The sequence below is a fragment of the Microbispora sp. NPDC088329 genome (assembly GCF_040685655.1).
Taxonomy (GTDB): domain Bacteria; phylum Actinomycetota; class Actinomycetes; order Streptosporangiales; family Streptosporangiaceae; genus Microbispora.
Window position 1 is genome coordinate 1 of the sequence record NZ_JBFBIP010000035.1, and the last position, 13,103, is coordinate 13,103.

Annotated in this window: 11 protein-coding genes and 1 pseudogene; 5 read left to right on the forward strand and 7 right to left on the reverse strand. The window is 72.1% G+C overall.

Going from position 1 to position 13,103, the window contains the following annotated elements; translation table 11 throughout:
- A pseudogene (locus AB0O28_RS37575) lies at positions 1–94 on the reverse strand (DNA-binding response regulator); the annotation flags it as partial.
- A gap of 100 nt (positions 95–194) precedes the next feature.
- Here AB0O28_RS37575 and AB0O28_RS37580 point away from each other — a divergent pair.
- Complete coding sequence (locus AB0O28_RS37580) at positions 195–1,202, forward strand: lactonase family protein (RefSeq protein ID WP_363647378.1); 1,008 nt, start codon at positions 195–197, stop codon at positions 1,200–1,202.
- On the opposite strand, the gene AB0O28_RS37585 is transcribed toward AB0O28_RS37580, so the two are convergent.
- The 3 genes from AB0O28_RS37585 to AB0O28_RS37595 form a co-directional block, all read right to left on the reverse strand.
- A complete protein-coding gene (locus AB0O28_RS37585; RefSeq protein ID WP_363647380.1) occupies positions 1,192–2,043 on the reverse strand; it encodes an SAM-dependent methyltransferase in 852 nt (283 codons plus the stop codon). The two genes, AB0O28_RS37580 and AB0O28_RS37585, sit on opposite strands and share 11 nt — an antisense overlap.
- A 25-nt stretch (positions 2,044–2,068) precedes the next feature.
- Complete coding sequence (locus tag AB0O28_RS37590) at positions 2,069–2,884, reverse strand: DUF4253 domain-containing protein (protein ID WP_363647382.1); 816 nt, start codon at positions 2,882–2,884, stop codon at positions 2,069–2,071.
- A gap of 69 nt (positions 2,885–2,953) precedes the next feature.
- Positions 2,954–3,925, reverse strand: coding sequence for a LuxR C-terminal-related transcriptional regulator (locus AB0O28_RS37595; RefSeq protein WP_363647384.1), 972 nt, complete (start codon positions 3,923–3,925; stop codon positions 2,954–2,956).
- A gap of 136 nt (positions 3,926–4,061) precedes the next feature.
- On the opposite strand from AB0O28_RS37595, the gene AB0O28_RS37600 reads away from it, so the two are divergent.
- The 4 genes from AB0O28_RS37600 (at position 4,062) to AB0O28_RS37615 (ending at position 8,738) form a co-directional block, all read left to right on the forward strand.
- Positions 4,062–5,666 (forward strand): ABC transporter substrate-binding protein, encoded by a 1,605-nt coding sequence (locus tag AB0O28_RS37600; RefSeq protein ID WP_363647386.1) that lies wholly within the window; start codon positions 4,062–4,064, stop codon positions 5,664–5,666.
- Positions 5,667–5,673: 7 nt separating this feature from the next.
- Positions 5,674–6,603, forward strand: coding sequence for an ABC transporter permease (locus tag AB0O28_RS37605; protein WP_363647388.1), 930 nt, complete (start codon positions 5,674–5,676; stop codon positions 6,601–6,603).
- On the forward strand, positions 6,590–7,429 hold the full coding sequence (locus AB0O28_RS37610) for an ABC transporter permease (protein WP_363647390.1): 840 nt from the start codon (positions 6,590–6,592) through the stop codon (positions 7,427–7,429). The genes AB0O28_RS37605 and AB0O28_RS37610 overlap by 14 nt, the downstream gene beginning before the upstream one ends.
- Positions 7,430–7,490: 61 nt before the next feature.
- Positions 7,491–8,738: a hypothetical protein gene (locus tag AB0O28_RS37615; RefSeq protein WP_363647392.1), complete on the forward strand. Its 1,248-nt coding sequence runs from the start codon at positions 7,491–7,493 to the stop codon at positions 8,736–8,738.
- Positions 8,739–8,761: 23 nt separating this feature from the next.
- Here the strand turns inward: AB0O28_RS37615 and AB0O28_RS37620 are convergent, their stop codons facing one another.
- The 3 genes from AB0O28_RS37620 to AB0O28_RS37630 are packed head-to-tail and all read right to left on the reverse strand — an operon-like array spanning position 8,762 to position 13,009.
- Positions 8,762–10,039 carry a M20/M25/M40 family metallo-hydrolase gene (locus AB0O28_RS37620; protein ID WP_363647394.1) on the reverse strand — a complete coding sequence of 426 codons (1,278 nt, stop codon included), beginning with the start codon at positions 10,037–10,039 and terminating at the stop codon, positions 8,762–8,764.
- A complete protein-coding gene (locus AB0O28_RS37625; RefSeq protein ID WP_363647396.1) occupies positions 10,032–11,873 on the reverse strand; it encodes a prolyl oligopeptidase family serine peptidase in 1,842 nt (613 codons plus the stop codon). Before AB0O28_RS37625 ends, AB0O28_RS37620 begins: the two co-directional genes overlap by 8 nt.
- Positions 11,870–13,009, reverse strand: a complete 1,140-nt coding sequence (locus AB0O28_RS37630) for a C39 family peptidase (protein ID WP_363647398.1) — start codon at positions 13,007–13,009, stop codon at positions 11,870–11,872. The genes AB0O28_RS37625 and AB0O28_RS37630 overlap by 4 nt, the downstream gene beginning before the upstream one ends.
- Positions 13,010–13,103 lie beyond the last annotated feature (94 nt).

Sequence of the window (13,103 nt, forward strand, 5' to 3'; positions counted from 1 at the left end):
CGCCGACGACCTCGATGTCGTCCTCCGCCTCCAGCAACGCCGCCACACCGCGCCGTACGACCTCATGGTCGTCCACCAGGAACACCCGAATCATGTCTCCAAGCTAAGCCGCGGACGGCCCGAAGGTCCCGCAGGCCGGGGGCTACGCCCGATACCATGCCGTATTCCCGACGATCTGATCTTTTGGAGTGAGAATGTCCCGACCCGGTCTGGTGATCGGCGGATACACCCCCGACACGGAGGGGTCGGGTCCCGGTCTGACGGTGGCCCGCACGCACGCGGACGGGCGGCTGGAGACGGTGGCCGAGACCGCGGCGTCCGGGCCGTCGTTCGTCATCGCGCACCCACGGCTGCCGCTGCTGTACGCCGTGCTCGAACGCGACGGGGACGGCGGCGTCGCGGTGTTCGCCGACGAGCCCGGCGGGCCCGCTCCCCGGCTGCTGGCCGAGCATCCCAGCGGCGGCTCGCTGCCGTGTCACCTGGCGCTCGATCCGGACGGCCGGTGGCTGGCCGTCGCCAACTACGGCGACGGGACCGTCACGGCCTACCGGCTGGGTGAGGACGGGATGCCAGAGCCGGGACCGCTGACGTTCCCGCACGAGGGCGGCGGCCCCCACCCGGGCCGTCAGGAGGGCCCGCACGCGCACCAGGCGGTCTTCGGGCCCGACGGCGTGCTGTACGTGACCGACCTCGGCACCGACGAGGTGCGCCGCTTCCTGCCCGGCATGCGCCCGCACCCCGGCGGCCCCGTACGGCTGGCCTCCGGCAGCGGCCCCCGGCACTTCCTGCACCACGAGGGCCACTGGTACGTCACCGGCGAGCTCGACGGCACGGTGCGCGTCTACGACGGTGAATGGCGGGAGGCGGGCGCGGTGCGGGCGAGCAGCGCCACGGGGGAGAGCGGGGAGGAGAATCTGCCCTCCCACATCGCGCTGTCCGCCGACGGACGGCACCTGTACGTCGCCAACCGGGGGCCGGACACCCTCGCCGTCTTCGCGGTGGACGGGTCCAGGCTCACGATGCTGGCCGAGGTGCCGGCGGGCGGACACTGGCCGCGGCACTTCGCGATCGACGGCGACCGCCTCTACGTCGCCAACCAGCGGTCGGACACGGTCGCGATGCTGGCGCTCAGGGACGGGCTGCCCGAGCCGACCGGCGTGGCGCTGGCGGTGGGCACCCCCTCGTGCGTACTCATCCGGTGATCAGGCCGACGCCCCCGACGATCCACACCCGCTGGGCCTGGCCGGTGCTCTGCGGGACGTCCGGCCGCCACTGGCGGATGTATACGAGGCCGGGATCCACGAGTTCGGTGCCGTCGAAGAAGCGCAGCACCTTCTCCCGGTCCCGCCGAGCGCCGTCGGCCTCCGGCACGATCTGCCGGAACAGCTCGACGATCGGCGCGGCCAGCTCGGGACGGCTGTCGAAGACGGCGTGACCGACGGCGAGGTAGCTTCCGGGCGCGAGGTGATCGCGCACGTGGGCCACGCACTTGTACGGCTCGGCGGCGTCGGGGAGATACTGCAGCCGGGCCGGGATCAGCACCCCGACCGGCTGCTCGAAGTCGATGAGCCGGAGCATCTCGGGGTCGGCCAGCATCTCCGCCGGGCGCAGGATGGAGCCGTCGACCACCCCGGTGCCGGGATTGCGGGCGAGCATGGCCCGCGCGTGGGTGAGCACCACCGGGTCGTCGTCGACGTACACCACGCGGGAGTCGGGCGCGAGCTCCTGGGCGACCTCGTGGGTGTTGCGCCGGGTCGGCAGCCCGGACGCCACGTTGAGGAACTGCCGCACGCCCTGATCGATGAGGAAGCGCACCACCCGCTCCAGGAACTCGCGGGTGTCCACGGCCATCGTCTTGACCTCGGGCGCGATGGTCGTCAGCCGCTCGGCGAACCTCCGGTCGGCGGCGAAGTTGTCCTTTCCTCCGAGCAGGTAGTCGCTCATCCGGGCGATGTTCGCGGTGCCGGTCCTGATGCCCGCCGCCTTGGCGGGCCGCTCGCCCCCGCCCAGCTCCGTGCCGCCCAAACCGCCTCCCTCGCTCACGATCATTAGATTGGTAATTATCGCTCTAATCCCACCAGAACGACCAGGCGTTCTGGCCGACGATCTGCTCGGCGTAGTCGGCCAGCGTGCCCGGGCCCTGCAGGACGCTGTCGGGGCAGAACGTCCAGTGCTCGGCCGCCACGCGCAGCGCGTGCGCGGGGGTGGCGGGCGGCGCGGCGATGCTGAGCTCCAGCGTGTTGAACCCCATGCCGACCACCCGCGCCCCGAACCGCTCCTCCCAGCTGCGCACGACGGCCGCCAGAGGCACGGTCCACTCGTTGTGGTGCAGCGCCCCCTGCCAGCCCATGGCGACCATCGCGTCGGCGCCGCGGCCGACCGCGGTGAGCCCCAGCGGCGTCATCCGCTCGGCCACCACGTCCGCGTACCAGTCGGCGACCACGTCGGGGTCGGCCACCAGCGAGGCCGGCGGGGCGATCCCCGGGCACTCGGCGCCGAACGGCGCGAGATACGCCTCGTGGCCGAGCAGCAGGTCCTGCCACGCCTCGGCCATGAACCCCGCCGCGCTGTAATAGTCGATGTGGCCGGGCGAGTCCGGCGCGATCTGCCCGGCCGACCAGGGTTGCACGCCGTCCTCCAGCAGCACCGGCCACAGGCCCGACCGGGGGTGCTCGGCGCGGAGCCGGGCCCACAGCCCGGCCGGCACCGGTTCGTCGCTCAGCCAGAACGAGGGGCGGTGATGGGTGCGCAGCTTGTCGTAGTCGGGGTCCGGCCACACGAGGGACCCGGACGGCAGGTCCACGGACAGCACCCGCCCGTCGCCGCCGTCTCCGAACAGCAGCTCCAGGCCCGTGGGGAGCCGCCGACGCTCGTGAACCGACATGGGCCAATAATGTCGGACCCGGCCTCGGCGCGTCCCGCGAGGGCGATCATTACGGGATGTCGAGCCGGCTCAGGGAATGTCCAGCCGGCACAGCCCTTCGGCGAGAACCTTCGTGGTCAGGCGGGTCCGGCTGTCGCAGCCCAGCTTGGCGAAGATGTGCTCCAGGTGGGTGGTCACGGTGCGCACGCTCAGCACGAGCGCGGCGGCGATCTGCGGGTTGGAGTCGCCCCGCGCGACCCGGGTGAGCACCTCGATCTCCCGCGAGGTCAGGTCGTACGGCAGGGCGCAGGGGCGCTCGGCGATGACCGTGCCCTGGATGGAGCCGTGGAAGCCCACGCCGGCCCGGTGGAGGCGCAGCTCGCGCCACTGGCCGGTGCCGTCCAGCCACAGCCCCCGGCGCGACAGCTCGCGCGAGTCGATGAACGCCCTGGCCAGCTCGGTCATCGCCGGTTCGGCCGCGAGCGCCTCCGACGGAGGCCACCCGGCCACGTCCCTGCGCCGCCCGCCCCGTTCGTACGCCACGGCGTGGAAGCCGGGCGGCAGGCCGAGGGGGTCGATGACGCAGCGGGTCACGTCGGTGAGATGCGCGAGAGCGGGGGAGACCGCGCTGATCACCGCGGGCGCCTCCGGCGGCAGGTCCGTGCGGGAGCCGACGTGCAGCAGCCCGGTGTAGCGCCCGCCGGTCAGGAACAGCGGCGTCGTGATCCCCGCGTGCCAGCCGTACGGCTCGAGGTGGCGGCGGAAGTAGCGTTCGGTGCCGGGAGAGCCCATGACGACCGGGGTGCGCAGGGACATGGCCCGCCGGTAGGCGTCGAGCCGGGCGTACTCCTCCGCGGCGTCGTCGTCCACCCGCGTGTACCCCGACGACACCAGCGAGCGGTGCCGGCCGGTCGCCGGGTCGAACGCGACGAACTCGTAGGCCTCGACGGGGATGACCTCGCCCAGCGCGGTCATCGCCCCGTGCGCCCCCTGCCGGGCCACCTGGAAGCCCAGTTCGGCGACGGCGTGCAGGCTCCGCGCGCTGAGGCTGATTGCGTCCATGGATCCTCCATGCTCAGCCTGCCGGGTAAAGGTTGCGCAAGGAATAGGTTGCACGAGGAATACGTAAAGTCTCCGATGCAGACGGCGGCCCCGTTTCCTACCCTCACCCGCAACACGACGAAGAGGCGGAGGACCAGTGAGGGTCACGAGAAGCCGGGCGGCCGCCCTCGCTGTGGCCGCCATCATGCTGAGCGGCGGGTGCGGGGGAGGCGGGGGAGGATCGTCCCCGGCGGGCGGCGGCAAGGGGGCGAACGCGTTCTCGGTCGCGCTGACCGAGCCCGACCATCTCACCCCCGGCAACACCTCCAGCGACTACTCGATCACGGTGCTGGACACGCTGTTCGAGACTCCGGTCTCCATCGACGCCGCCGGCGGCAAGCCCGTGATGCGGGCGGCGGAGTCGGTGAGCAGCACCGACCAGAAGGTCTGGACGATCAAGTTCAAGCCGGGGCAGAAGTTCAGCAACGGCGAGCCGGTCACCGCGCAGAGCTTCGCCGACTCCTGGAACGCCACGGCCTACGGCCCCAACGGCTGGACCAACAACTACTACTTCGCCAACATCGAGGGCTACGACAAGCTCAACCCCGAGAAGGGCGACCCGTCCACGGACAAGATGAGCGGCCTGAAGGTGGTGGACGACACCACGCTCGAGGTGACGCTCACCGCGCCGTTCAGCCAGTTTCCGATCACGCTCGCCTACATCGCGTTCGCGCCGATGCCGAAGGCGGCGTTCAGCGACCTCAAGGCGTTCGACCAGGCCCCGGTCGGCAACGGGCCGTTCGTGCTCGACGGCGCGTGGGAGCACAACAAGCAGATCACGATCAAGCGGTCTCCCTCGTACGCGGGCGAGCGCAAGCCCAAGGCGGACGGCGTCACCTTCAAGATCTACGCCAGCCGCGACACGGCGTGGACCGACCTGCGGGCCGGACGGGTGGACCTGATGACGACGGTGCCGCCCGCCAGCACGTCCGAGGCGAAGCGGCTGCTCGGCGCCCGCTTCGTGCAGACCCCCGACGGCACCATGGATTACCTGGGATTCCCGACCTTCGACAAACGGTTCGCCAACGCCGACCTGCGCAGGGCGTTCTCCATGGCCATCGACAGGCAGGCCATCGTGGACGCGGTCTACGACGGCGCGTTCAAGCCGATGGCGTCGCTGCTGGCGCCGCTGGTGCCCGGTTACCGGGAGAACGCCTGCGGTGAGGCGTGCACGTACGACCCGGCCAAGGCCAAGGCGTTGTTCGACCAGGCCGGCGGCTTCAGCGGCACGCTGAACCTGTGGTTCTCCAACGCCGACCCGAGCTACGAGCAGTGGATGACCGCGGTCGCCAACCAGTTGAAGCAGAACCTCGGCATCTCCGACATCACGTTCCGCAAGATCCCGGCCGCCGATTACCTGTCGACTCTGCGGCAGCGCAAGGAGGACGGTCCGTACCGCAACAACTGGGTCATGGACTACCCGAGCCCCCAGGACTACCTCGAGTACATGTGGGGCGCGGGCAACCGGATGGGCTGGGAGAACAAGGAGTTCGACGACCTGATCAAGCAGGCGAACTCGGCGCCGAGCCTCGACGCGAGCCTGCCGCTCTACCAGAAGGCCGAGGACGTCGCGCTGGCCGAGATGCCGATGATCCCGCTGTGGAACTGGCAGAACCAGATCGGCTTCACCAGCCGGCTCAGTGGTGTGAACGTGACCCCGTACAGCAAGAACATCTACACGATCAGCGCGAAGCAGGGGTGACACGGGGGTGAGGTACGCCGCGCAGCGCCTGGCCCAGGCGATCCCGGTGTTCTTCGCGACCACCTTCCTGATCTACACGATGGTGTTCGCGCTGCCGGGCGACCCGATCCTGGCGCTCGCGGGCGACAAGCCGGTGCCCGAGCAGGTGCTCGCGGTGATGCGGGCGCGCTACCACCTGGACGAGCCGCTGCTCGTGCAGTACGGCCGCTACATGCTCGGGGTGTTCCACGGCGACCTGGGGGAGACCTTCACCGGCCAGCCGGTGAGCGAGCTCCTCCAGGACCGGTGGGCGATCACCGCGCAGCTCGCGCTGACCGCCTGGGTCTTCGAGCTCGTCGTCGGCGTCGGGCTCGGCGTGCTGGCCGGGCTGCGCCGGGGCGGGGCCGCCGACACGGCGGTCCTCGCCGGCACCACGTTCGTCATCGCGGTCCCGGTGTTCGTCGTCGGGTACACGGCCCAGATCGTGCTCGGGCTCAATCTGGGGCTGTTCCCGACCGCGGGGTCCGACGAGGGCTGGCCGGGCAGCTACCTGCTGCCCGGCATGGTCCTCGGCTCGTTCGGCCTGGCGTACGTCGCCAGGCTCACCCGCACCTCGCTCGTGGAGAACCTGCGCGCCGACTACGTCCGCACGGCGACCGCCAAGGGCCTCGCCCGGCGGCGGGTGGTGGGGCTGCACGCGCTGCGCAACTCGCTCATCCCGGTCGTGACCTACCTCGGCGTCGACTTCGGCAATCTGATGGCCGGGGCGGTCGTCACCGAGGGCATCTTCAACCTGCCCGGCATCGGCCAGCAGGTGTTCCAGTCCATCCAGCTCCAGGAGGGTCCCGTCGTCGTCGGCGTCGTCACCCTGCTCGTCATGATCTTCATTCTCGCCAACCTGGCCGTCGACCTGCTGTACGGCGTGCTCGACCCGAGGATCCGCCGTGCTCGCGCGTGACGCCTGGGCGGAGCTGCGCGGCCGGGTGATCTTCTGGTTCTCCACGGCCGTCCTGCTGGTGGCCATGGCGATGGCGGCCTTCCCCGGGCTGTTCGCCCGCCTCGGCCCCAACGAGTCCTGCGACCTGCGCATGTCCAAGCGCGGCCCGGCCGACGGCGCGCTGTTCGGGTACGACCTGCAGGGCTGCGACTACTGGTCGCAGGTCGTGCACGGCACCCGGGCGTCCATCGTGGTCGGTGTCGCGGTCACCGTCTTCGCCCTGCTGATCTCCATCGTGCTCGGGCTGGTCGGCGGCTACTACGGAGGCGTCGCCGACGCGGTGATCGCCCGGGTCACCGACGTGTTCTTCGGCATCCCGTTCGTGCTGGGCGCGACCGTCGTGCTGGTCGCCTTCCCCGACCACGGGATATGGGCGATGACGCTGGTCCTCGTGCTGCTGGGGTGGACGACCATGACCCGGCTGATGCGCGGACAGGTCATCGCCGTCAAGGACATGGACTTCGTCGCCGCCGCCCGCATGCTGGGCGCGAGCGACCGCAGGCTGATGTTCCGGCACATCCTGCCCAACGCGATCGCGCCGGTCATCGTGGTGGCGATGCTGAACGTCGGGAACGTCATCGCGGGCGAGGCCACCCTCGACTATCTCGGCGTCGGCCTGCAGTATCCCGACGTGTCGTGGGGCCTGCAGCTGAACATCGCCCAGACGTTCTTCGCCGAGCACCCGCACCTGCTGGTCTTCCCCGCGTTGTTCCTCACCGCGACCGTGCTGAGCTTCCTGATGCTCGGCGACGTGGTGCGCGACGCCCTCGACCCGCGCCTGCGCTGAGACCCCAGCTTTGTCGCTCGAAGCGACCGGGTGGTAGCGAAGGGTGAGCTAGCGTGCGCCCGTGTCTACCGATCTCCCCGCCCGGCACGACCCGGGCGCCTTCGACCTCGCGCGGGACGCGGCCCCGGGCCTGCCGCTGACGCTGGTGGAGCAGTGGCGGGCGAGCGGCCGCACCGCCGCCGACGCCCGGCGCCTGCTCGGCGCGCACGTCACGACCGGATACAGCGTGGTGTCCGACTCCGCCGGCCTGACCAGACTGAGCCGGAGCCTCGGCCTGCTGGAGGTGCTGGCGCTCATCGACGGCCCGAAGCGCGTCCTGCACGCGTACGGAACGGCGGCGGGCGGCCGGGCCGTGGGCGTCTGGGCGGCGGACAACGCGCAGATGTTCCATCCCGCCTCGACCGACACGGGGACGCTGCTGTCGGCGCTGCTGGGGGCGCAGGACGAGATCGCCCGCACCTGCGGCGTCCGCATCGGCATCGGCGTCCACCACGGCGACTACTACGACCTGGACGGCGGCCTGTACGGCGCCGAGGCCGACGCGATCGAGCACCTCGCGGAGAACGACACCGAGGGCGGCGAGATCGCGATCACGGAGGCGGTGGCCGGGAGGCTGCCCGCGGACCACGGCTTCGTCCTGCGCCGAAAGGACGGCCAGGGCGGGCCCTTGGGCGCCGTCTACCGGGTGCTCGACGGCCCGCGCGACGCCGGCACGGCACCCGCCGCCGACGGGTGGTACCCCATCCCCTACTCCGCCGCCTTCTACGAGGATCTGCTGCACCTGGATCCGCAGGACGCCGGGCTCGCCGCGGCCCTCGCCGGCAAGCACCTGCGTGAGCGGACGGTGGTGCTGGTCGAGCGCGGAGAAGAAGCCCGGCAGGACACGGCCGAGGTCGCCCTCCTGCGGGGGCTGGACCTGTCGGCCCGCATGCGGGAGGCGGGCCTGCGCCTCCTGCCCGCGGAGGGAGCCGCCGAGATCAAGGTCGCCGGTCCGCTGGCCATCTACCTGTTCGACGATCCCGGCCCCGCCGTGCCGTTCGCCCTGGAGTTGCGCACCGCCCTCGCCGATGCCGGCATGACCTGCCGCATCGGGGTGGACAGCGGGCCGGTGCTGTCGGGGCGGACGCCGGGCGGCGGCCGCGACGTGGCCGGCGCGCCGGTGAACCAGGCGTCCAAGATGGCGCAGGACCTCGCCGCACCGGGGCGGGTGTGCCTGAGCGAAAGCGTCGGCACTCACGCGGACCTGACCGGATTCACCCTTGCCCGGCACACCGTCTCCGGCGTCGACATGGCCTTCTACCAGTGCTGAGCGTTCCTACGGCTTCTACGGTTTCACGCCGCGACGAGCAGCCGGTCGAGGACACGGACACCGAACTCCAGGCCCTCGACCGGCACCCGCTCGTCCAGGCCGTGGAACATGCCGAAGTAGTCGAGGTCCGGCGGCAGGAGCAGCGGCGCGAAGCCGTAGCCCCTGATGCCGATCCTGGCGAACCACTTGGCGTCGGTGCCGCCGGTCATGACGTACGGCACGGGCCTGCCCGTGGGGTCCTCGGCGAGCAGGGCGGCGGTGAGCTCGTCGAACAGCCCTTCGGCGGGGGAGGAGACGGCCTCCTCGAAGCTGACGAACTCGCGGGTGACCTTCGGGCCGAGCAGCCGGTCGACGGTCTCCAGGAACTCCTCGCGCTGCCCCGGCAGGAACCGGCCGTCCACGTGGGCCTCGGCCGTGCCGGGGATGACGTTGACCTTGTATCCCGCGTCGAGCATGGTCGGGTTGGCCGAGTTGCGCAGCACGCCCTTGAACAGCGCGGCCGCGCGCGGGATCCGCTCGATCTCCTCCTCCAGCCGGCCGGCGTCGATCGGCCGGCCGAGCGCCCGCGACAGCTCCTCGATCAGCCGGGCCACCTCCGGCGTCAGCCGTACGGGCCAGGTATGGTCGGCGAGGCGGGCGAGGGCCCTGGCGAGCTCCGCGACGGGGTTGTCCACGGCGGGCTTGGATCCGTGACCGGGCACGCCGCGGGCCGTCAGGCGCATCCAGGCCGTGCCGCGCTCCCCGACGGCCACCGGGTAGATGCGGACGTCGCCCTCATACCAGGAGAAGCCGCCGGACTCGCTGATCGCCTCCGTGCAGCCGTCGAACAGGTCGCGGTGCCGCTCGACCGCGTGGCCCGCGCCGTACTCGCCGGTGGACTCCTCGTCGGCGAGGAACGCCAGCACGAGGTCGCGCCGGGGGCGCACGCCCCTGCGCGCGTTCTCGCGGGCCCAGGCGAGGGTCATGGCGAGCGTGCCCTTCATGTCGACCGCGCCCCGGCCGTGCACACAGCCGTTCTCGATCTCCCCGGAGAACGGGTGGGTACGCCATTCGGCGGGGTCGGCGGGCACGACGTCGAGGTGCCCGTGCAGGAGCAGCGCGTCGGGGCTGTCGCCGGGGATGCGGGCCACCACGCTGGTGCGCCGCGGCGCCGACTCGAACACCACCGGCTCGATCCCGACCTCGGCGAGCAGGGACGCCACGTATTCGGCGGCCCGTCGCTCGCCCGGCCCGTCGCCGGACCCGTCGTTGGTGGTGTCGATCCGCAGCAGTTCCGAGCAGATCGCCGCGACCTCACTCATGCCCGTCCCCGTCCTGCAGCGTCAGCGGTGGAACCTCGGGCGTCGGGAAGCCGAAGACGATCCCGTAGAACGCCAGCTCGGCCTCCAGGGCCCGGACGATGGTCTCCTCACGCCGCCAGCCGTGCTGTTCCCCCTCGAACGTGAGATACGCCCACCGGTGCCCGTGACGGGCCAGCGCGGCGGCGAAGCGCTCCGACTGCGCGGGATCGACCACCTTGTCCTCCAGGCCGTGCAGGAGCAGGGCCGGGCCGGACGCCCGTTCCGCATGCAGTTCTGGCGACCTGTCCACGTAGCGCTGCCGGGTCTCGGGCAGCGGGCCGATCAGCCCGTCGAGGTAGCGCGACTCGAAGTCGTGCGTCTCGGCCGCCCAGCGCTCGGGGTCGGAGATGCCGTAGTGGGACACCGCGCCGCAGAAGACGTCGCTGTGGACGAGCGCGGCCATCGACGTCCAGCCGCCGGCGCTGCCGCCCCTGATCGCCACCTTCTCCGCCCGCCCGGTGCCCAGCAGCCACCGCGCCACCGTCTCGCAGTCACGCACGTCCACCACGCCCCAGCTGTGCCGCAACCGCTCGCGGTAGGCCCGGCCGTAGCCGGTGGAGCCGCCGTAGTTGACCTCGGCGACGCCGATCCCCCTGCTGGTGAAGTACGCGATCTCCAGGTCGAGCACCGGTGCGGCCGAACTCGTCGGCCCGCCGTGCACGAACACCACGTACGGCGCGGGCCCGCCGTCCGACGGGGCGGCGGGGGCGTACAGGTGCGCGTGCACTCCGTCCACGGTCACGGCCTCGGGGGTGGGCAGCTCGGCGTCCCCGGGCACCGGCTTGCGGGGGGACAGCACCTCGTGCGCCCCGGTGTCCAGGTCGACCCGCACCACCTCGTACGGCCGGTGGGGCGACGCCGCCACGCCCACGACGTGGGAGCCCCGGGCCGACAGGGCGGGGGCCCAGTGGGTGTAGCCGCCGCCCATGTCCCGGATGGCATTCGCTCCGGCGGGGTCGTCGACGACCCCGAGCCGCCGCTCGTCGGCCGTGCCGTACACGGCGGCGATGCGTCCGTCCGCGACGGCGAAGAACGTCCCGCCGATCTTCCAGGTGGCGTCGCCGAACTCCAGCGGCATCGGGGTCAGGTCGCGGGCCGTGCCGTCCAGCCCGACGAGGTGGATGTTCCACCAGCCGGTGGGGTCGGTGACGGCGTACAGGGTCTCGTCGTCGCGCCACTCGGCCTGGCAGGTGGACGCGCCGGACAGCAGGACACGGTGGGGACCGCCCTCCACCGGCCCGACGCAGAGCTCGGTGGCGTCCCAGGGCATGTCCGGGTGGTTCCAGCCGATCCACGCGAGCGTCCGCCCGTCCGGCGACACGCGCGGGTTCATCAGGAAGTGGTGCGTCTTCACCACGCTGCGCAGGGGAGAGCCGTCGAGCGGGACCGCGACGATGTCACGCTCGCCGCTGCGGGCCTCGCCCCGCTCCCGCACGCACCACACCTCGCCGCCGTGGACGACCAGGTCGGCGTAACGGGCGGAGTCGCCCGGCGTGAGCGGGACCGGCTCCCCGCCGGGGGAGCACAGGTAGATCCGCCCGTCCGCCCAGTTGGTGAACACCAGACGGCCCTCGTGCGCCCGCCAGGACCGCCCGCCGTACTCCATGACCCGGTTCCTGGCGTTCCAGCCCTGCGGAAGCACGTCCTCGACCACGCCGTCGGCCCTGCGCCGCACCACACAGCGCCGGCCGCCCTCCCGCGGGCGCGGCTCGTCCCACCAGACCTCGTCGCCCGAGATCTCCACCCACAGGGGGCGGTCGTCCACCCGCGCGACGTCCACGGCCCGAATCGTCACCAGTTCCCCCCGGAGTCTGGAAGCGGAGTGCCGGGGGGATGGACGATGTGCGCGATCCCCCCGCTGCTCGTGGCGCGCAGCCAGACGCTCTCGAACGCGGCACGCGGGTACACCCGCCGCACGCCGTCGTCGTCCGGCGCGGCCGGATCGTTGGCGATCACATCGCCCTCCCGGGTGAACCCGGTCACGACCATGATGTGCCCCCCGGTGGAGTATCCGGCACCGGGCAGCTCGTGATCGCGGAACGCCTGAGAGGTGATCACCGGGATCCCGGCTTCGACGAACCGCTCCAGCTCGCCCAGTGAGCGCAGCCGCGTGACGAAGCCGTCCAGCCCGTACCGCCCGGCGTACGCGACGCCGAAGGGCCAGTTGCCGGTCCCCTGGTAGCTGTGGTCGTACATGTCCCGCGCGGCGTGGTCGACCGCCGGGCACGGGTCGCCGGGGGAGACCCAGGCGAGGTCGGCCGGGGCGGGCCCCCGCCCCCAGTAGTCGAGCACCATCGTGAACGACGCGGGGCTGCACCAGGACTCGCCGCCGCCGTCCCACTGCGGGTAGTGCCCGGCGTGCACCTTCTGCGACCGGCGCGGCACGTCGAGCTCGATCGCCCGCGGCACCGGCGCGCCGCCTCCGCCCGCCTGTCCGCCTCTGCCCGTGTGCTCCACCGCCGAGGCCATCACGGTGAGCGACCGCACGCCGCCGCCGCTGCCGTACACGGTGGTGCGCACCCGGTAGGACGTGACGGGGCGGGCGGCGACGAAGGTGTCGACGGCGACGTCACCGTCGGCGTCCCCCTGGCCGGGCAGCGACGTGCGGTGGATGTCGGCGTCCGTCTCGGCCCACCGGCCCATGACGAACCACTTGGTCAGGGCGCCGGTGACGGTCCGCGCCTGGACCTCGATCTCCAGCCAGGCGCCGGGCGGAGCGGTGGCCGTCCACGAGGGAACCAGTTCGGTCGCCGCGAAGCCGATCTCCCGTTCGGGGGACGTCCAGCGGGTGCAGGGCCACTCCCGCTCGCCGCCGGGCGCGAACGGATCCAGATATTTCGCCGTCCCCGTCTCCCCGGCCCCGACGGACCACCGGTGGAGGACCACGGGGCTCACCTGGGGGCTCGGTCCGGCCGACAGCAGGGTGACCACCTCGCCGATTGTTGTTACCGCCCCGACCTGGCACATCGGATGGTTTACGTATCCGACACACGGACGCTACGCCATCCGCGGCGGTGCTCGGTGC

Coding starts and splice junctions, on each gene's coding strand:
- AB0O28_RS37580 (WP_363647378.1), top strand. CDS start 195: ATGTCCCGACCCGGTCTGGTGATCGGCGGATACACCCCCGACACGGAG.
- AB0O28_RS37590 (WP_363647382.1), bottom strand. CDS start 2,884: ATGTCGGTTCACGAGCGTCGGCGGCTCCCCACGGGCCTGGAGCTGCTG.
- AB0O28_RS37595 (WP_363647384.1), bottom strand. CDS start 3,925: ATGGACGCAATCAGCCTCAGCGCGCGGAGCCTGCACGCCGTCGCCGAA.
- AB0O28_RS37620 (WP_363647394.1), bottom strand. CDS start 10,039: ATGAGTGAGGTCGCGGCGATCTGCTCGGAACTGCTGCGGATCGACACC.